The 20,355-nt window shown below is 35.9% G+C and carries 19 protein-coding genes; 2 read left to right on the top strand and 17 right to left on the bottom strand.

What is annotated here, in order from left to right; translation table 11 throughout:
• Nucleotides 1-14: 14 nt before the first annotated feature.
• The 8 genes from WH267_RS19950 to WH267_RS19915 form a co-directional block, all read right to left on the bottom strand.
• Nucleotides 15-500 carry a molybdopterin-dependent oxidoreductase gene (locus tag WH267_RS19950; protein WP_340010531.1) on the bottom strand — a complete coding sequence of 162 codons (486 nt, stop codon included), beginning with the start codon at nt 498-500 and terminating at the stop codon, nt 15-17.
• Between the two features lie 18 nt (nt 501-518).
• Nucleotides 519-2,912 carry an FdhF/YdeP family oxidoreductase gene (locus WH267_RS19945; protein WP_340010529.1) on the bottom strand — a complete coding sequence of 798 codons (2,394 nt, stop codon included), beginning with the start codon at nt 2,910-2,912 and terminating at the stop codon, nt 519-521.
• A 22-nt stretch (nt 2,913-2,934) separates the two neighbouring features.
• Complete coding sequence (locus WH267_RS19940; RefSeq protein ID WP_340010527.1) at nt 2,935-3,285, bottom strand: DUF7009 family protein; 351 nt, start codon at nt 3,283-3,285, stop codon at nt 2,935-2,937.
• A gap of 395 nt (nt 3,286-3,680) precedes the next feature.
• Nucleotides 3,681-4,055 carry a GxxExxY protein gene (locus WH267_RS19935; protein WP_340010526.1) on the bottom strand — a complete coding sequence of 125 codons (375 nt, stop codon included), beginning with the start codon at nt 4,053-4,055 and terminating at the stop codon, nt 3,681-3,683.
• A 242-nt stretch (nt 4,056-4,297) separates the two neighbouring features.
• Nucleotides 4,298-5,170, bottom strand: a complete 873-nt coding sequence (gene fdhD, locus WH267_RS19930) for a formate dehydrogenase accessory sulfurtransferase FdhD (RefSeq protein WP_340010525.1) — start codon at nt 5,168-5,170, stop codon at nt 4,298-4,300.
• Between the two features lie 46 nt (nt 5,171-5,216).
• A complete protein-coding gene (locus tag WH267_RS19925) occupies nt 5,217-5,633 on the bottom strand; it encodes a molybdenum cofactor biosynthesis protein MoaE (RefSeq protein ID WP_340010524.1) in 417 nt (138 codons plus the stop codon).
• A 100-nt stretch (nt 5,634-5,733) separates the two neighbouring features.
• Nucleotides 5,734-5,976, bottom strand: coding sequence for a MoaD/ThiS family protein (locus WH267_RS19920; RefSeq protein ID WP_340010523.1), 243 nt, complete (start codon nt 5,974-5,976; stop codon nt 5,734-5,736).
• A gap of 20 nt (nt 5,977-5,996) precedes the next feature.
• Nucleotides 5,997-6,746, bottom strand: coding sequence for a sulfite exporter TauE/SafE family protein (locus WH267_RS19915; RefSeq protein WP_340010522.1), 750 nt, complete (start codon nt 6,744-6,746; stop codon nt 5,997-5,999).
• Between the two features lie 208 nt (nt 6,747-6,954).
• Between WH267_RS19915 and WH267_RS19910 the strand changes: the two genes are divergently transcribed.
• Nucleotides 6,955-7,881 carry a Dyp-type peroxidase gene (locus WH267_RS19910; protein WP_340010520.1) on the top strand — a complete coding sequence of 309 codons (927 nt, stop codon included), beginning with the start codon at nt 6,955-6,957 and terminating at the stop codon, nt 7,879-7,881.
• Between the two features lie 65 nt (nt 7,882-7,946).
• On the opposite strand, the gene WH267_RS19905 is transcribed toward WH267_RS19910, so the two are convergent.
• The 6 genes from WH267_RS19905 to WH267_RS19880 form a co-directional block, all read right to left on the bottom strand.
• A complete protein-coding gene (locus WH267_RS19905) occupies nt 7,947-8,585 on the bottom strand; it encodes a DUF1062 domain-containing protein (RefSeq protein ID WP_340010519.1) in 639 nt (212 codons plus the stop codon).
• A gap of 804 nt (nt 8,586-9,389) precedes the next feature.
• Nucleotides 9,390-11,003, bottom strand: a complete 1,614-nt coding sequence (locus tag WH267_RS19900) for a RagB/SusD family nutrient uptake outer membrane protein (protein WP_123320093.1) — start codon at nt 11,001-11,003, stop codon at nt 9,390-9,392.
• Between the two features lie 7 nt (nt 11,004-11,010).
• On the bottom strand, nt 11,011-13,998 hold the full coding sequence (locus tag WH267_RS19895; RefSeq protein ID WP_340010518.1) for a SusC/RagA family TonB-linked outer membrane protein: 2,988 nt from the start codon (nt 13,996-13,998) through the stop codon (nt 11,011-11,013).
• 79 nt (nt 13,999-14,077) lie between these two features.
• Entirely contained in the window at nt 14,078-14,899 is an 822-nt protein-coding gene (locus tag WH267_RS19890) for a FecR family protein (protein WP_340010517.1), read from the bottom strand.
• A gap of 194 nt (nt 14,900-15,093) precedes the next feature.
• Complete coding sequence (locus tag WH267_RS19885) at nt 15,094-16,359, bottom strand: histidine phosphatase family protein (RefSeq protein ID WP_340010516.1); 1,266 nt, start codon at nt 16,357-16,359, stop codon at nt 15,094-15,096.
• 108 nt (nt 16,360-16,467) lie between these two features.
• Entirely contained in the window at nt 16,468-16,983 is a 516-nt protein-coding gene (locus WH267_RS19880; RefSeq protein ID WP_340010514.1) for an RNA polymerase sigma factor, read from the bottom strand.
• Between the two features lie 460 nt (nt 16,984-17,443).
• Between WH267_RS19880 and WH267_RS19875 the strand changes: the two genes are divergently transcribed.
• Nucleotides 17,444-18,139, top strand: a complete 696-nt coding sequence (locus WH267_RS19875) for an SMI1/KNR4 family protein (protein WP_340010512.1) — start codon at nt 17,444-17,446, stop codon at nt 18,137-18,139.
• 77 nt (nt 18,140-18,216) lie between these two features.
• Here WH267_RS19875 and WH267_RS19870 read toward each other — a convergent pair whose 3' ends face one another.
• From WH267_RS19870 to WH267_RS19860, 3 genes are all read right to left on the bottom strand, one after another.
• Nucleotides 18,217-19,161, bottom strand: a complete 945-nt coding sequence (locus WH267_RS19870) for a helix-turn-helix transcriptional regulator (RefSeq protein WP_340010510.1) — start codon at nt 19,159-19,161, stop codon at nt 18,217-18,219.
• A gap of 189 nt (nt 19,162-19,350) precedes the next feature.
• A complete protein-coding gene (locus tag WH267_RS19865) occupies nt 19,351-19,668 on the bottom strand; it encodes a helix-turn-helix domain-containing protein (RefSeq protein WP_340010508.1) in 318 nt (105 codons plus the stop codon).
• A gap of 111 nt (nt 19,669-19,779) precedes the next feature.
• Nucleotides 19,780-20,208, bottom strand: coding sequence for a transposase (locus WH267_RS19860; protein WP_340010507.1), 429 nt, complete (start codon nt 20,206-20,208; stop codon nt 19,780-19,782).
• Nucleotides 20,209-20,355 lie beyond the last annotated feature (147 nt).

Genomic DNA, 20,355 nt, shown 5'->3' with positions numbered 1-20,355 from the left:
TTTTATCTTAAAATTTATTTCTTAATCTGACCTATCACTAAAGACTGTAGCTGATAAGAGCTGCGTGCAGGTTTTTTTTCACCTTCTGCAACAATGCGAAGCGGACCTTTTGACTCTGCCAAAGGTTTTCCGTCAATGGTGTCTGCAACAATCACGTTTTTATCTGCAATAGAAGCATCCAGCTCAGCTAATGAAAATAAAACCTGATAGCCATCTGCACATTTTGCCAATACATATTTTGATATATTTTCGCCATGAAGTTCCTTTCCTGAAGGAGCTCCCGCTTTTGCGAGAATATCCTGAACAGCAACTCCGGAATATATGTGAACGCTTCCATCTTTGTCCTTAAGTGAAGCTTCTTTTCTTGGCATCTTTGATAAATCCGCAAGACTCAATTCTAAAGGTGCAGGAATTTCCCCACTCACTTTAAGTTTGAATCCGGATTGACAGAATGCCCAGCCAGAGAGTAACAACATCGCTACAGGCAGTATTTTTTTCATACAACAATATAAGAATAATTATGGTCTTTGAATGGCCCCCTGATATAGCATTTCATCTACTTTTTTATACACTTCAGGATCATGTTTTTTGATCTTAATTTTCACATACTTGGAAGCAGGCATATTACTTTCCTTCACCACATTATTGACAGAGACCAACACATTGGTTTCCGGGAAATAAGTAACCGTATTCTTTTCAGGAATCTGATAGGATACAATAATGAATAAAGGAGCTACCCTTTCTATCCCGTCATCATAGTTGAAAAGATCTACTTTGTCTCCTGCTTTAAACCCTGCTTTATCAATATCTTTTTGATTCATGAAGATTACACGGCGTTCATTTTTAATTCCACGATAACGGTCATCTAATCCATAAATAGTCGTGTTAAATTGGTCATGAGTCCGGGTTGTAGCCATCATATATTCATCAGAAGCCAGCGTATTATCCGGCACTTCTGTTAATGTAAATGGAGCACGTCCGCCAAGTTCCTTCGAAAAGCTTTGTTCATCTCTTGCCGCATTGGGAAGATAAAATCCTCCTTTTTGTCTGACACGGACATTATAATCTGTGAAACCGGGAATACATTGCTCAATATCATCTCTTATGGCATCGTAACTGTCATGATAGCGCTGCCAATTTACTACGGAACGGTTTCCTAATGTAGCCATTGCCATGCGGCATACGATCTGAGTTTCATTGATGAGGTTATCTGATATAGCATCCAACATTCCTTTTGAACTCTGAACAACTCCCATAGAGTTTTCTGTCGTAATAATCTGGACTTCACCATTGACAATATCTTTATCACTTCTCCCATAAGTAGGAAGAATTAAAGCTTCTTTACCATGAACAAGATGTCCTCTGTTCAGCTTGGTGGAAACACATACCAACAGGTTAAGTTTTCTCAAAGCATTGGCTGTATATGTTGTATCCGGAGTGGCAGAAAGAAAATTCCCACCCATACAGAACATCATCTTTATTTTTTCTTCGTGAATGGCTTTTATGGCCCGCACTACGTCATATCCATGTTTACGGGGGACTTTGAAACCATAGAAATTCTCCAGACGGTCAAGCTGTTCTTCCGTAGGTTTTTCATCAATCATCATCGTTCTGTTTCCCTGAACATTACTGTGACCACGAACCGGACAAACACCAGCTCCCGGTTTACCGATACTTCCTTTCAGCAAAAGAATATTCAGTATTTCGCGGATCATATCTACTCCGTTAGGTTGCTGAGTGAGCCCCATTCCCCAACTGACGATAATTTTCTTTTTGAAAGCCATCATTTCTGCGGCCTGACGGATAGCATCCTTCGGTACTCCTGAAAGTTTAGCCAATTCATCCAGTTTATACTGATCAAACTGCTTCATGAAGTCCTCGTACCCTACTGTTTTATTTTTAATGAAGTCTTCATCAAAAACCTGACCCGGGTTTTGTTTCTCAAATTCGATTAAAAGAAGTTCCAATGCTTTCAATAAAGCCATATCTCCATTGATCTTTACAGGTAAATAAAGGTCTGCCAACTGCACCCCGCCAACAAGGACTTCCCTGACACTCTGAGGGTTAATAAAGCCCATTAATCCAGCTTCCGGTAATGGATTGACCGCTATAATTTTAGCTCCATTTTTCTTTCCTTTTGCCAGCGCACTCATCATTCTTGGGGCATTGGTTCCTGGATTTTGGCCAATGATCACAATGACTTCAGCATCGTAAAAATCTTCCAATGTTACGGTTCCTTTCCCAATTCCAATGGTTGGACGGAGTGCAGAACCTGAAGTTTCGTGACACATATTGGAACAGTCGGGCATATTATTCGTTCCAAACTCCTTTGCAAATAACTGATAAACAAAGGATGCTTCATTACTTGTTCTGCCGGAAGTATAAAAAGCGGCTTCATGCGGAGATTCCAGCGCATTGAAATGTTCTGCTATTTTTTTAAAGGCATGATCCCAACTGATAGGTTCATAATGAGTTGCTCCGGGAGCCAGATACATAGGATCGGTAAGTCTGCCCATTTTCCCGATCTGATAATCATCTAATTTTGCCAGATCGTACACAGAGTTCTGTTTGAAAAATTCAGGTGTCACTTTTTTAGTGGTAGCCTCTTCTGCCAGGGCTTTTGCTCCATTTTCGCAATATTCTCCCAGAACGGAACGCTCATCATCAGGATCCGGCCAGGCACAGCTTGGACAGTCAAAACCTCCCATCTGATTCATTTTGAACAGCGCTCTCATTCCACGGATAGGTGCTTTTTCTTCAAATAAATCACTAAAAGCAGCCATCACAGCAGGAACTCCTGCGGCGGCTTTTTCCATATGGGTCAACTTAAGGTCAAGTAAAGTGAATGGATTCTCGGCATTGGGTTCTCTACCGATTTCTTCTTCTACTTTCTTTTTATTATTTTCTTCCATACCCTTTTATTTTGTAAAGTGATTAACATTTAAGATGGGGATTCGGGTAATTATCGCTTTGATCTTCCATCGTATTGTCTATACATACAAAATCTTTTTCAACCAAAAGCATTACTACCCCTGCCTGCCCGTCAAATCCTACAATATCTGTAGAAACTAATTCTTCAACCATGGCTTCTGGCATTTTCATCACGATTTTATTTTCAATAAATGCTGCAGATAATGTGGTGTCATTTGTTTTCTCAATAGTGTAAATGAACGGTCGATCTACAAATTCTGTGAAACTGGAAACTATTCCGTTTCTTACCAGTTCTGAAACTTCGGATTGGGTTAAACGGAATCTGATGGAGTTGTCTTTTATTCTTATTTTCATTTGTTTATTTCTGTTTTTACCACGGATTCATAGATCATGGATTACTAAATCTCTTATTTTTTTCGCCACGAATGCACGAATGGTTTTTGTGCTCATAGCTACTTAATTTATTTTTACTTTATCCACTATTTTTATTCGTGAATTAGTGACCATTTATAATAATTCGAGTACAAAGATTTTTTTTTGCCACGAATGCACGAATAATTTTTGTGTTACTAATTATTATTTTATAATTTTCATCCAATCATGTCATAATTTATGAGCATTCTTAACTAATAATTCATATTATTTATTCGTGCATTCGTGGCCATCATAATTTGAATAATTTGATTACAATATCTTTATTTTTTGACACTAATACACAAATATTTTTTTGTGTTAGTAACGATGATCATTTATAAAACTATTCGCTTATAATTTAATTTTACTTCTCCGAAGTTGACTACTAATGCCAGTTTGTTTTCAGATACTTTTAAATAATTAATTGCCTGAGCTATATGCTCATCTGCTATATCTGATGTTCCTTTTATTTCTAATATTATCTTATCAAATATTACAAAATCTGCGTAAAACTTATGGGGAAGTACGGTTCCTTTATAATGAACTGCATATTCTTTTTCACGTTCATAAATAATACCAGCGTAGTTCATTTCATATTCTAAAGCGTCTTTATAAACAATCTCTGAAAACCCGGAGCCCAAACTATTATGTACTTCCATGCATATTCCAATTATTGCATAGGATTCCTGCTTGTAAACTAAATCTTTCATTCATCATTTGTTTTTTTATTACCACAAATCCATATTTCTTATTCGTGTATTCGTGCCCATCATATTTCGGATAATTTGATTACAAAATCTTTATTTTTTGCCACGAATGCACGAATGGTTTTTGTGCTCATAGCTACTTAATTTATTTTACTCCTTTTAGGATACTTCATTATTATTATCCATTATTATTATCCATTATTATTATCCATTAATCTTATTCGTGCATTCGTGGCATTTATAATCTATTTTTCAACAATTTTGTTGAAACTGCTCTCGTTATAAATATTAAAACGGTTATCACGAAGGAATCCCACTAATGTCATATCAAATTCTTTTGCTAAATCTACCGCCAGGCTGGATGGAGCTCCTATTGCTGCCACCAAAGAAATTCCTGCCATAGCTGCTTTTTGAATAAGCTCAAAACTAGCCCTGCCACTGAGCACTAAGATTTTGTCCTTCAATGGAAGTTGCCCGGTAAATAATGCATGTCCGATCAGTTTATCCAATGCATTATGTCTTCCTACATCTTCCCTTAGAGCCATCAACTGTCCTTCAAAATCAAAAATCCCGGAGGCATGGATTCCTCCTGTAGCACTGAAATTATTCTGAAAGGACTGCAAATTTCCGGATAGTTGGTATAAAACCTCAAATGATAAATGATGATGTTCTCGTACAATATGTTGAAAAGTACTTACTGTCTTGATAGATTCTATAGAGCCTTTTCCACATACTCCACAACTGGATGTGGTATAGAAATTTCTGTCAACATTTTTTAAGTGAGGAATAAAATATTCGGCCACTTCCACTACAATAATATTTTCCCGGTTCCTGGAACATTCTGTCTGTAGATGATCTATATTTTGAATTTGATTTCCATCTGAAATAATTCCTTCCGTAAATAGAAATCCTGCAGCCAATTCTGCATCATTACCGGGAGTTCTCATGGTTACAGATATATTTTTACTCTCCCTCTGACCTTTTGAGCCATAAGAAATCCGGATCTCCAGCGGTTCTTCTACAGAAATATCGTCTGTATAAGGAAAACTTTTGTCTTCTTTTACTTTGACAATCTCTATTTTCTGTACAGATTTATTTTCTAATGTATTGGTTTTCATATCTGAATAATCTGTTATAGTAAATATACGAATTTCCGGTCTTCAATTACGGATGAGCCGAAACCCATTCTTCCCCATCTTCAAAAATCTCTTTTTTCCATATAGGAACCGTTTTCTTTATGGTATCTATAACGTAACGGCATGCATCGAAAACAGCATCCCGATGCCCATCACTTACCACAATGATTACAGCAGCATCACCTGGAAACAAAATTCCGGTACGATGATGAACAACAATATTTCGTACAGAAAACAGGGTCATGGCCTGATCTGTTACCTTTTTAATTTCTTTTGTGGCCATAGATTGATAACATTCATATTCCAAACGGAGAACAGACTTATTTTGAGTAATGTTACGAACAGTTCCTATAAAAGTTGCAATCCCACCACTGCTCAGATCCTGGGCCAGATCAAGACATTCGGTGATATTTAATGCGTCTTCTGTTATTCTGATATCAATCATTTCTTTACATTTTTAACTTTGATTCTACACAGTATTTTTGTTCCTGTGTTTGTGATAAATAATGCCACGAATGCATGAATTATTTCTGAATGTTTAAGTTTTAACCTCCACTTACAGGAGGAATGATGGCTATTTCGTCTGTGTTTATAAGGATCTGATCGTCTTCAGCATATTCTTCATTCACAGCAATGAAATAGGATTTCAGTTTTATAAGTTGAGGAAAATCTTTTTCTAACTTTTCTTTTAATTGCCTGACATTCAGACCAACCTCAACTTCCAGTTCTTTTTCTGATGCTCCGAAAATATCTTTCGTTATTCCAAAAGCCAATATTTTAAGTTTCATTTTATTTTTAAACTAAATTTTCACCAATATTTCATGAGAATATTTACTCCTGCCACCAATACAAGAATGGCAGTCATTCTTTTTATAACTAAGGGATTCCATTTCAGAGACATTCTGGATCCGATCTGTCCGCCTATAAAAACGGCAAGACATAAACTTAAAATTCTAAAGTAATCCATATCTACCGAAAGTTTTGATAACTGTCCGAAAATGCCTGAGACAGAATTCACCAGTATAAAAACACTGGAAGTGGCTGCTATCTTCCTTGGCGTATCCCATTTCATCAGATTCAATAAAGGGGAAAGAAAAATTCCGCCTCCTATTCCTACCAGTCCTGATAAAAACCCGATTCCACCTCCCAAAAGACTGTTCCCAAAGACTGCTGATTTTGAATCCTGTTGCAATTTCTCTATGTTTTTGGTTTCCGTTTTAATCCATAATAAGATGGCAGCTATGACGAGCGTGATTCCTAAGATCAGGAAGAAAGTTTCCTGACTTATTTTCATTACGGCTCCCAAATAGGCCATGGGAACACTCACCAACGTTATGGGCAATACTTTTTTCCAATCGACCTGTTTATTCTTAATATAAATATACACGCCTCCCACAACTACAATCACATTACAGATCAATGCTGTTAAACGGATTTCCTGATATGGCAGGCTATACATTGCCAATACTGCCAAATAACTGGAACCACCACCAAATCCTACCGAGGAATAGACAAAAGCAATTATCAAAAATAACAGAAAAATCTCCCAATGCCCCATATTATGTATTGAAGGTTAATTTTATTACAATAATACTCATTTTACGGCTTGTATACTGTCAGAAAATATAAAAGTCTCTACGGTAATTTGTGAAAAAATTGTCATAAATTGTTTATCTCAAGAATAAAGTGATGAGGTACCATTATCATTTATTAAATTTGATTCATTAGAAACAGTAAAAATGCCTGCAAACGAAACACAAAAAAACATGAGTTCTCAAAATGTCACCGACTATCCTAACAACAATACTTATTTTCTGGTATGGAATTTCAAACAGGATGCAGATCCATCAAAAGTTAAATCGGTATTCCAGAGAGTCTGTGCATTAGTCACTAACCTGAATAATTCGGCACTTGACCGTTTTCCCAATTCTAAAGCAAGCTGTGTTCTGGGAATTGGCTATGAAGCCTGGTTACAGCTTGACTTACCCAGCCCGTTACCTAAAGAGTTTAAAAAATTTGAAGAAATAAAAGGCAGTAAACATACAGCAGTAAGTACGAGAGGAGATATTCATTTTCACATTCGTTCTGATGAAAAAAGTCTGGCGTATGATATGGCTTCCACGATTTCGGATTTTATGACAGAAATTGCAGATTGTGTGGTTGAGGTTCAGGGCTTCCGTTATTGGGACAGCAGATCTATTTTAGGTTTTGTAGATGGCACAGAAAATCCGCATGGTAAAGACCGTGATTATTTTGCTGTTATTGGAGATGCAGATCCTGAATACGAAGGCGGAAGTTATCTTTTTGTCCAGAAATATATCCATAATATGAATGCCTGGAAATCTCTTTCTGTGGAAGATCAGGAAAAAGTGATCGGAAGATCAAAGGAACAGGATATTGAAATGGATGATGAAGTAAAGCCTAAAAACTCCCATATTGCATTGGCCAATGTAGGTGATGATTTTAAGGTAGTGAGAGATAATATGCCTTTTGGAAATGTTTCTACGAATGAAATGGGTACTTATTTTATCTGTTATGCAAGCACATTCAGTACAGTAGAAAAAATGCTGACGAATATGTTCATTGGTGATCCTGAAGGGAATTACGACAGAATCCTGGATTTCAGTACCGCCCAGACGGGAACTTTATTTTTTGTTCCTTCAGCAGATATGATGGATGAGTTTTCTTCATAGAATCATTTCTTCTGAATAATAAAATAAAAGGATCGCCTCAGATGAAGCGATCCTTTTGATTAAGGCTATTTTACAGCAACTTCATCATATAGCTCTTCCTTCCATAAGATCGTCTTCAGTTTATCCTTATGAATCCTGACAACATCTCCGTTCTGAACTTTATGTTTTTTTTGTAAAAGTCTTTCATGAACGAAAATAGCTTCTGCATCAATTAATTGATTCAACTTACTTGATGAAAGGTTCAAACAGGTTCTGATCACCGTTGATAATCTGAGATTAAATTCAAAAGGACATTTGATGGTAAAGCTCAGCATTTCATCCTCACAAGATGTTATCTCTTCTACCGGAACCTCATCAAACTGAATTTCATATTCTACACTATCCAAGTCCGCTTCGGCATTATTTTTTCGTCTTGCTTCGCGGGAAAAGGCATATTCCCAGGCCAAATCAGTATCATTCGCCGAAAGTCGATTAAAGATTTCTTTACTGATAGATTCCGTTCTGATTCTGGAAAATACTGTCATATTGTATCGGTGGTGGCATTTTACACATCTGTAGATTAACCAGATATCGATGTTCTTTTTTTGGGCATTCAGCCTGAATTTATCACTGCAATGAAACCTTTCGCTGTCACAATGGTTGCATTTCTTTTTTAAAAGGGGTGTATTTTTCGTTTTGATTACCCACGTATACTCTATACTCATTATAATTTGTGCTTAATATTCTTTAGTAATTTTTTTACCTATTATTCACGCATTACAAAATCAGTACAGCTATTGAATAGAAATATCCTCTCCTATTCTCTTCTGAACAGTAAAACCGTCAAAAACAGAAATAGAGATACAGTTGCCTTCATTGGCAATACAGTAAATGATAGGATTAAATGAAAACCTGTTCAGGTAGAGTTACCCGAACGAAAGAATAATTAGCCTGCGGTTTCTGAAGGCTAATTTTAAGCGATAACAGGTTTAAGAGTAGTTCTCAAAACGAATTGTTTACTTGGTTAGAATAAAAGTAGGGATTTTTTTGCTTTAAACGTATTTTTTCTACAAATAATACAATTTTATTATTCCAATTTCAAAAGGGCTGTTTTGTTGGAAACGCAAGGGCGCTAATTTTTTTATATACTGTATGTTTTTAAGTCGCAAGTATTTTATCTGCGATAAAATTGAATGTGGAGAGATATTCTCACGCGGATTACGCAGATTCTGAATAATGTTTTGATGGCCACAGATGCTCGAATTAAATATTTTAATGGCTAAAAACAGGTAGATATTCAGTTTGTTTTTTTATTACATAGGCTATGGTGAGAAAGCAATTTTTAATGTTTATAAAATCTCACTTTTTCTATCAATTTTGAAGGTATTAGAAACCAAAAAAGGGCCTTCATAATGAAGACCCTTAGCAGGGAAAAGAGAGAACCACCACTCTTCAAACTTAGGCTTGATAATTCAAAAACTTCTGAGCTTAAAGGTTTTTGAAACTTTCCCGCTTTATTTTTAAATTAATTAATAACCGGCATTCTGGGTTAAATTAGGATTAGCTGTAATATCTGCAGATGGAATTGGGAAAATATTGAATTTTGAATCCACCGCTTTGCCGTCTTTGGTATTTCCTTTCCAGCTCCATACATAATCTCCAGATGTAAATTTGTTGAAACGGATCAGATCAGTTCTTCTGGTTAATTCCCAGGAAAGCTCTCTTGATCTTTCATCTAAAATAAAATTCAGATTCAGATCGGAAGAAGAAATGGCTCCGGCTCCGTTGCTGTAAGCCCTATTTCTGACTACATTAATATTACTAAGTGCAGATGAATTATTCCCTACTCTGAAATACGCTTCAGCAGCTGTTAAATAAGCTTCTGAAAGACGGAACATTGGAAAATCTGTATCTACATAAGCTGCGTCGGATCCTGCTTTTCCGGTTTTGTCTACGTTTCTCCACTTGGTAAAGGCATATCCGTCCTGGAAGGTTCCCGGAAGAGCTGCAATTTCTTTTTTATGGCCCACATTAAAGATCAATGCCCTGGTATCCCCTTTTGTAAATGCATTAGGATCTGAAGTATTGAAATTTTGGTCTGCAGTCTGGAATTTATTCACAAACTCCGGACGCAAACGGATATTCCCCCAGCCTCCTGAAATTCCCATATTCAGGTAATTCAGCATGGTACCCCCGGTTTGTGCCAATACATAAAAGGTAGTTCCACCATAGGTTTTGGATTTTACCCCATCCATATTTAAAGACCAGATAATTTCCGGAGAGGTATTGTTGTCTGCAAGGAAGTTATAAAGGTATTTGGGAGATAAACTGTAATGACTTTGGATCACTTTTTCAGCATATTCTGCAGCTTTAGTCCATTGCGCCGATTTTATGTAGACTTCTGCATTCAGATATAATCTTGATAATAGAAAATCGGCAGCTGTTTTATCTACTCTTCCGTATTCATTGGTTACCGGGAGAATTGTTTCAATCTCTTTCAATTCTTTTTCTATGTAAGCATACAAGTCACCAGGCATGATCTGTTTAGGTAAAAACTGAGGATCCTGCTTGTCTGCATCTGTTACAAACGGAACTTTTCCAAATGTGTCTAATAATACCCAATAGGAATAAGCTCTCAGAAAACGGGCTTCTCCTCTGAAATAGGCGACTTCCTGTTTAAATTTAGGGTCGGTGTGTCCTCTTCCCTGTAGTTTTTCATCTGTAGTCTGTCTTAAAAACTCATTGGTATATCCAATAATCTGGTACAATCTCGCATAGTATCCATTCAGAATTGCAGTATTGGAATCCCAGCTGTTGGTTGCCATTTGTCTTAATCCATTGGTTTGTGAACCCATAATAGCTTCATCCGTTGTCAGAACCTGAACATAGAAAGCCAAACGGATAAATGAGCTGTAGCCTTCATCAAAATTTCCCATATCCGGATCTCCTGTAGGCCCCTGCTGTCCACTAAGACATAAAGCAGCATAACATTTGGCTAAAACTCCTTTATAGTTATCAGGATTGGAATATACCTGTTCTGTGGTCACGATATTCGGATCAATGGGCTCTGTATCCAGATCTCCAACACATGAACTCACCGTAAAAAGTAATAGTATAAGAGGTATTATATATAAACGTTTCATATTCAAATTATTTAAAATTAACATTTAACCCAAAAAGGAATGAGCGAGGTCTGGAATACATATTATTATCGATTCCCAAATACACTTCAGGATCCAGACCGCTATACTTTGTAATCACAAAAGCATTCTGAACAGAAAAGCTGACTCCCAGATCAAATTTATCACTGATATTCTTAAATGTACGCCCTAATGTCATATTATCCATTCTGAAGAACGATGCATTTTCAAGGAAGAAATCAGAGTAAAGCTGTAGATTTTCAAAGCCCTGCTCTGCGGTATAGCTTAAAATATTGGAATAGGTTCCGTTTCCGGAATAGGTTTTAGTTTTATAATCCTTGGACTTGATATTGTTATACACATAATTTCCAAAATTAGCATGCCCGTTGAATCCGAAATACCAGTCTTTATAGCTTAGTTTAGAAGAGATTCCTAAATAGGATTTCGGCATTGGGCTTTTATCTTTTACGAGGCCGCCTTTATATTTTCCTTCAATAGGTTTTCCGTTAGCATCATACTCCTGTTCATACAGATAAAAAGTATAAGGAGAAAAGCCTACAGAGTGAACCTGAATGGTTCCGGCCGTAGAGCCTGAAACATTTCCGATGTTCACCCCGTAATTCGGATTGTCAACAAGGGTAAGCTTTGTAATTTCCGATGTATTGAAGGTAAGGTTCATATCCAGATTCCATTGCCAGTTTCCTTTTTTAACAGGAATGGTATTCAATGTAAGCTCCAGCCCTTTGTTTTCCATGGAACCTATATTGGTGAAGATCATATTGGTAAGATTAGAACCTGCTGCAACCGATATTTTATTCAAAAGATCATCAGTAGTCCTTTTATAAACCTCCACAGACCCTGAAATTCTGTTTTTTAGAATTCCGAAATCTAATCCCAGGTTATAAGTAGAAGTGGTTTCCCATTTCAGATTAGGATCATATCCATTGGGACGAATCGTTTGATAGAATTGATCTCCAAACTGATATAAAGCCTGGGAATCACTGTAGGTATAAGTCTGCATCCATTCATAATCTCCACCAATATCCTGCTGCCCTGTTTTACCATAACTCAGTCTTAATTTCAGGTCGGAAAAAAAATTGCTGTCTTTAAGAAATTCTTCTTCCTTGATCTTCCAGGCAAAAGCTGCAGAAGGAAATAGTCCCCAATGATTATCCTTAGCAAAGCGGGATGAACCGTCATTTCTAAGAGTAGCGGTAAAAAGATAACGGTCATTGAAACTGTAATTTAAACGTCCATAAAATGAAACAAGAATATATTCTGATTTCGGAAGAATACTTTTATAGATTTTGTTTCCTGTAATATTGGTCTGGTAATCATTATAACTTTTCCAGAACCTTTGCCAGGAATATCCGCCCATCACATCAAATTTATGTCTGCCTAATGTTTTGGAATAATTGGCAAAAGCATCAAACTGCAGATTGCTTTTCTTCTGGGTATAATTCTCCATAAGTCCCTGACCGTCATTTCCGATGGAAGTCCAGGCAAGTGGTGCATTGTCTGGAACGAAGATATTCCCTTCGCTTTTTAAAATATCAAACCCTGTATTAAGATTTAATTTCAGGTCTTCAAACCCATGAATTTTATAATCCAGCTGTATGTTTCCGATATGTCTGATTACTTTTGACTGATCTGTTCTCAGATCAAGCATTGATACAGGATTTGCCCCAGCCTGAGTAATAGGTCTTCCGGAAGCATCCGTCCAGATGAAATATCCGAGTCCATATGGCGTTGAATGGTCAAAAACCGGACGTGTAGGATCGAATGATACCGCTCCACTAGCAGGATTGGAAATAAAGTCGTTGTTTTCTATGCTTGGTTTATAGTTTAGGTTTACATTTAAGTGTTTATCAAAAAACGAAGGATTCAAAGCTAAACTCAGGTTCATTCTTTCGTAAGCATTTTTTCTGATGATCCCTTCCTGATTGGTATATCCTAATGATAAACGATACGGAATATCCTTTACAGAACCTGTCATACTGAAATTCTGATCGTTGCTTACAGCTGTACGGTAAATTTCTTTCTGCCAGTTCGTGTCATTAATTCCCAGACCATTAATCACGGCAGCATTTCCGGCATATTGATTTTTTATAAAACTCCTGTATTCATCACCATTCAATACATCCAACATCTTGGGATTGTAGCTCACCTTGGTATTGGATGAATATTGATAACGCGTTTTCTTACTGCCTTTCTTGGTGGTAATAATAATTACCCCGTTGGATGCTCTTGATCCATAAATCGCTGTAGAAGAGGCGTCTTTCAGAACGGTATAGCTTTCTATATCATTGGGATTAATCATCCCAAGAATATTGCCTGATCCTGAAGTGGAAGAATTATCTATCGCAATCCCATCAATAACGATGAGTGGATCATTACTTGCTGACAATGAAGATCCCCCTCTGATCCTGATTGCAGAACCAGCTCCTGGTGCTCCTCCGGGAGAAATAATATTAACACCAGCGGCTTTTCCCGTTAATGCATCCTGCGCGGAAACCGGGTTTCCGTTATTTTCAGCATCCATTTTTACCGTAGTAAGAGATCCTGTAGCATCGGATTTCTTTACTTTTCCATAGCCGATCACAACAACTTCATCAATCTTATTTTCCTTCACCGTAACGGTATCTTTTGCCATGGAAATAGCTTTACTCGGAACAACGGCTTTTATAGAGGTTTTCCTCAACATTACAGTATTGTTCCTGATCTCATATTCTACAGGATAATACGTTTTAAGGTATTTCAATGAAGCATCCAGTGATGAATAATTTACTCCACTCTCATCCACAAGAATATCTTTAAAATCTGTGCTGGAGTAGAAAAAAGGCACTTTAGAAGATTTACTGAGCTTATCAAAAACCTTAGCAATGGACACCTTTTTTTGTTTTGCCTGTGTAGCCGGAGGCTGTTGTGTAGTTTGGCCATAAGCCACTGGAAGTCCCATCGCAACCAGAAATGTCACGGAAATTATTGTTTTTTTCATAAATTTGGGAATAACTTTATTAGACTTTAGCGAGTTAAATAGTTAATCGGCATCAATAACCCTCATTATTGGTGCTTTTTTATTTTAGTTGTATCTCTTTATCGGATTTTTTTTCTGTTTTAAGATTAAACGGATAGCAGATGGCAGATAAAACCTCGTTCAGATTCCCTGAGAAAGATCCTTTGATTCTCTTTTCTCCATATTCCTTTGGGTATTCTATTTTAATATTATACACCTGTTCCAGCTCTGTGACAATATTTTTAAGTGTTTCATCCTCAAATGAAAATTCTCTTTTTGCATCAACAGCATAATAAAAACGGGCAGGCTTTTCAATATTTTTATTCCAGGACTGGTTAGGTAATAAATAGGTGATCTTCCCCTGGTGATCTACCTTCACTTTTCCCTCAAAAAGTTCTACCTTTTCCTTTCCATTGGTCTGATCCAGGAAAAATTTTGTTCCCAGTACCTGTACTGTAAAATCTTTTGCATTGATTCTGAACGGACGGGTCTTATCTTTTGCAATATCAAAGGTTGCTTTACCAGTGAATGTAATTTTTCTGTCTGCTTTCCCAAAATCGGAAGACAATACAAGTGTACTGTGAGGTTCCAGAACAATATGACTTCCGTCAGGAAGGTCAATACGTTTTGTAAAATCTGAACTGGCATAAGCCTGAACTGTAACCTGTTCTGCCACAGAAGAAGACTCAGATGGATTGTAGAAAAACAAACCAATCCCCACTACAGCTGCTGCAGAAGCAGCCCAAAAGATATTTTTCAGGTTTCTTCCGGTCTTGATCTTACGTTCAATTCCAGACTTAATCCGTGCATCAGTAAGCTGATCCATTTGCTGGTTTTCCCTGTAGGTTTCTTCCCAGTTTTTTTTGAAATCTTCGTCTTCCATGTTGTTCATATTTAGTATTACGCAGAAAAATTAAATCGTCAACCTTTTTTAGAAAATATTTTTAAAATTTTATACATTTCTATGTTTTGAACGGGAGTAGGATCTTCTTACCGTCATTTCGTTGAGAGATTCTTCAGTCTGTTTCATTCAGAATGATAAAAGGCTTTTTTTGAAACCACAAAAGATTAAGCATCTTAATGAGTTCCTACAATATTTTCTAAATACGGTTTAACCTCTGTCCATCGATAGTATGGGAAACTGTCGGTTTGTAAAGGAATATGAACTTCATTCTCATTATGAAGAAACTTAACCAGAATATCATTCTTTTTGTTTTTATAGAAGATCAATTGTAAATTAGCTGCCATAGGTGCTGCCTGGAAGGTGTTCCAGACTTTATAGACTTCTTTTGGATCGGTTTCTTCTTTATTCATTCCTTCAATATTCAGAAGGGCAAGTAAAGGCGTAATATTCCCATCATGTCCGAACCTTAAAGAAGCTCCGTTTTTATTATTTTTAATATAATCTTCTGCTTCATCCAGCATGTTTTTCACCAATGGAATAGAATTGTTCTTCACCAATCCTTTGCTTAAGGGAGACGGACCGTCATTCACATAAGTCTGATAATTGATGGCCTGATAAATATTGAATAATTCGTCTTTTGTAAATAAATCATAGAAGGAAATATCCGTTTCAAGGTTCTGCATATCGCTGGCAATCCAGTAGAAGGCTTCAATAACTCTTTCGGGATTGATGTTTTTATAGATATATTCGTCATTATTGAAAAGGTTTTTGATAAACCTGTCAGACTTCATATTCTCCGATCTGAATTTCCTTTTTTCTTCCTGCCAAAAGTTATCTGCTGCCCTGAAATCAATAGATTCTTTGGTATGGTGGTTAAGATACTTCATGTATTTATCCGAAGATTCCATACTGACCTGAAGTTTAGGATTGTTGGCTACCAACTCGTTCGTAAAGTTAGCCATACTCAGAATACATCTTGGGACTACTGTTGATTTTGCAGTTACTACAGCATTTTTTTCAAATGCTTTAGGATTGTTCTTAAACATTCTTTGTGAGATCTGTTTGTGCTGTAATGCTCCCAGTTCTGTAAGATCTCCGTTGTGGCCTTCCGCCTGAATCCATATTCTTTTCAATCTATCCAAAGCAGATTTCCCCTGTTCGGTTAATGCATTATTATCGGCTGCTTTTTGTAATACTCCCATCACTCCGGAAAAATCTTTATCATTGATGAGCCATCTTGAGCCATGTCTTCCGTAATGACTGATGTAGAATGATTCATATCCTGCCGGAGCCGGTGTTTGTTTATGGGATGGTGTTGGATAAGCATAATATACTCCGCCGGTAGTTTTGATATCCGAAAAAATTTCTTCTTTCGTTGTCTGGGCTTGGGTTGAGAAAAATGCTGATACCAATACAAGCAGTAATGTTGTCTTTTTCATAGTAAACTCTTTTTAGTCGGTTGAAATTCAGCTTCAGCAAACGAAACTGAAAATATGATTTTGCATAATCATACTTACTATTACGCAACAGTAGTGAAATCGTCAACCCTAAAAAAAGCTTTTTATAAAAATTAAGAATGAAAAAAACAGATTGAGGTGGGTTTTCAGAAGACTTAATACCTTATTAACATGTTTAGCCACGGCATTTTTAGAAATACTGTGTTCCTTGGCTATCTGTGAATAGCTCTGTCCCTCCACTTTATGTTTGAGAAAGAATGCCTTGCTTTTTTCAGGCATCTGATGGAGTAATTTTTCGATCTGTTCTGTATGATGTTGGTAATCGTCTTCGTCTTCCTCCTCTTTTACCACTTTCAGATGGCTTTCTTCCCGGAGATCCGAAAAAGCGAGTTTATTTTTTCTGTAGAAGTTCGAAATTTCCTGCTTAGCTGTTTTAAAGATGATAGCTTCCCTGTTTTTCTCCAAAACATCCCTGTACTTCCATAAATGGACAAAAATATCCTGCACAACATCTTCAATATCTTCTCTTCCATGAATATATTTTTTCACGAAAAAAAAGACCTGATGCTTGTATTCATCATATATTTTCTCAAATAATGGTTCCACAGAAAATTAGAAATACGGTAATGCTCCAAATATATAAAAAATAAACTTTAGACAAGTTTTAGGGCTCTGTTATCGTTTTAACCCCATTAAAACATTGAAAATATTTAATTATTTAAACGTTTTATTAATATTTTTTTCTTGACAAAAATCTGCATTTTCATCGTATTTTCTTAGACACAAAGATGATTTTTGATTATACTGAATTTTAAGTGAGCTAAGAGATTAATCGATTGATGAAGCATACTGTTCCCATTAGCTTAGTCAACGAAATAGTCGAAAACTTTGCTCACCTAAAATCCTAAGCTTCATAAATAAATCTTTGTGTTAATTTATTAGTAATGATAAGTTATATAAAGGGTAAAATATGATGATTATTTAATATAAAAATAAAGAAAGGTATCTCTGATCAAATAAAAAGCTGCAAATTTGTTTCTATTCACCAGAAGTATTTACCATGAACATGAATTATCTCGAAAAAATAGAACGCTTATATCAATTATCTAACGATAACCATTCTGGTTTTTCTGAAACAGAAATTACAGAAGCAGAACAAGCTCTGGGCTTTAAATTTCCGGCAGTTCTTCGTGAATATTATCTGAGCCTAGGTAAAAACGAAGCAATTAATCATTCTCACAACAGGCTTCTGAGTCCCAATGCTATTTATTTTACAGAGGACCGGTATCTTATTTTCTATGAAGAGAATCAAGGAGTTGTACAATGGGGAATTAAAGAAGCGGATCTTTCTCTTGAAAATCCTTCGGTATGGGGAAATTATGATACGGTTTACGAATCCGACTGGCAGCAGGAAACAAAAACACTGGAAGACTTTTTCCTATCTATGTGTGTCTACAACGGAACTCTTGGCGGACTTCTCTATAATGCCAATTCATTTTCACCTGTAGATACGGAAACTGTGAAACTTATACAGCAAAGCTGGTCTGAAATTCCAGAAATTTCCTGGGAAAGGCAAAAGATTTATACAGATGACTATTTTGAGGTCATCAGTCTTTCATTTGATGAAGCGGATCAGTGTACGGCTATCTTCGTAGGTACCTCTATAGAAGAAAGGTTTGAAAGAATACTGGATATTTCTGGTATTGACTGGTCGTATACTTCCTATGAAGATATGGATGGTGAATATGAAGAGGAAGATTAACCATTGTTTTAAAAATTATTCTTTCAGTGATATTTCTTGGGGAATCTTTTACTTTAAAATTAGTATTATTATCCTATTTATATTGTATCAATCCACTTATAGAGATCAATATCAGCAGAAATCCCAAACGATTTTCTGAGTCTGCTTTTTCTGGTCTGAATGGTTCGAACCGCAAGGTGATTATATTCTGCAATATCTTTTGTTGTGAAGCCAAGTTTAATCAAGGCGCAAAGCTTAAATTCATCGGTACTCATATCAGGGTTAAGTTCCATCAGGTTGTCATACAGACTGGGAAACATCTGCTTTACTTTAGGAATAAAGGCAATATCGTCATTCATGGCCAGCTTTACAATACTTTCCAAATCTATTTCATCTTTGTTGTTGAGTTTAGCTCTCAAATCAGTAATAATCTTCTCACTTCTCATAGCCTGCTGATATAATTTCACAATTTTGAATTGTTTTGAAAGTATAAAATATCCCAAAATACTCACTCCTAAAAACACCTGCAGAAAAGTAATCAGTCTCTGATTTTCTGAAAACAGTACATTATCTGCTCCTTCAATGGTAAATATCCTGAAATCATAGTAATGACTGATGCTGAAAAGAATAAGTGCCGTAAGGTAAACGATCAAATTATACCAGACTGTTTTTTTGGAATTAAAAATAAACAGTGAAGCCAGCATAATGACAAAATAATATAATGACAGGCCATTTTCAAAGCCTGTGGTAGATGAAAAGAAGAAGATCAGAAATAAAAAAAGCTCCAGACTAAACAATGTCACAAAATGATTGTAACGTACTTTTGTAAAGAAAAAAAGGAAAAGATAAAAGATTCCCAATGCTGATAAGACAAAAAAATTGACCTTTAAACCAAACAAAAGGTCTCTACATCCGTTAAATATCAGAACTGCTCCAATGGAAAATGCAAATAAATTCATTCTCTGTGCTTCAATAAGCTCAAGCGGACCTGTATTGGGAGCAATATGCCTATTCGCTATATAATCCCAGATTTTACGAAACATAATTTATAAATATTTAGCAAAAACATAAAATTCAATACAAAATAAATAAAATGATTTTATATTTTATTTAAATAATCAATTTTGATTAAAAATACATTTTCAAATATTCTCTATTGGTAATATCTATCACGCTCCTCCAGTTTTCCTTATTTATATATAAAAACTTCTGAGTGTTATAGAAATATCTATTTACATCAAAAAGATTTTTCTCCATTTTGCAATGGTATTGCGGCTTAGTTTAAAATGAAGGGCCAACTGAGTATTGTTGAGCATATTTTCTTTCTGATAATCCAGAATCTTCAGAATATCAGTTTTTTTATAAGAACGGTATTGGCTGCTGTATTTTTCAGAGGTTCCAAAAATAATAGTATTAAGCTTCAGAATGTCTAAAGCTAAAAGTTCATTTTTCGAGAGTAAATATTCACACAGATCATATTTGTCCGGATATTTACGTGTAATGATGTCTTTGTAGATCTGTTTAAAATCAGGTTGTTTATATTTTTCCATATTGTGTTGCAATATATTGACGGATTACTCTTTCGGTAAAAGCATCAAAGTCTCCTTTAAATTATTAAAATGAGTTCCATGATTTCCCTGCCAACAAAATCTTATAACAATTTACCGGCTGTATTTCCCAATCCATTTATGAAGAGTTGTTTTAGGAATTTTATATCGTATAATAATTTCTTCCTTCGTCATTTCACCATTTTTTATCTGTTCAAGAATAAAATCTATGACTTCCCAGGTATAAATATTTTTTCGAAACCGGGGCAATACTGTTTTTTTCTCTTCCGATGGTATAGTCTTTATTTTAGGTGAAGCCGGAGCATAAAGAATCAAATGTTGGGTATAGATTCTGAAAAAATCATATTCCAGAAGTTTGCTCCATTTCAATACAATTTCGGTATCCAGGCTGCTGCAGGTATACATTTTACCAACCTCTTTTTCTGTACAGTGAAGAAAATTACAGATACGGGATAATTCTATATTACTTTCGGAAACAGCATTCTCGATCAGGTTTCCTATATGAATGTTTTTATAATTCATACTGCTTTTCATTTTAAATACTTTCAGTCTATAAAGAGACCTGTATTTATAATCAGTTTGTATATTATTTCAAATGTTCAATCAACTCTGTCAAAGGATGTTTATTTTATCAGACTGAATATTTTAAAGGTTCCGGCGGGGCTCCGC

Source organism: Chryseobacterium sp. MYb328, assembly GCF_037572595.1.
GTDB lineage: Bacteria > Bacteroidota > Bacteroidia > Flavobacteriales > Weeksellaceae > Chryseobacterium > Chryseobacterium pennae.
This window is presented reverse-complemented; position numbering and strand designations above follow the sequence as displayed.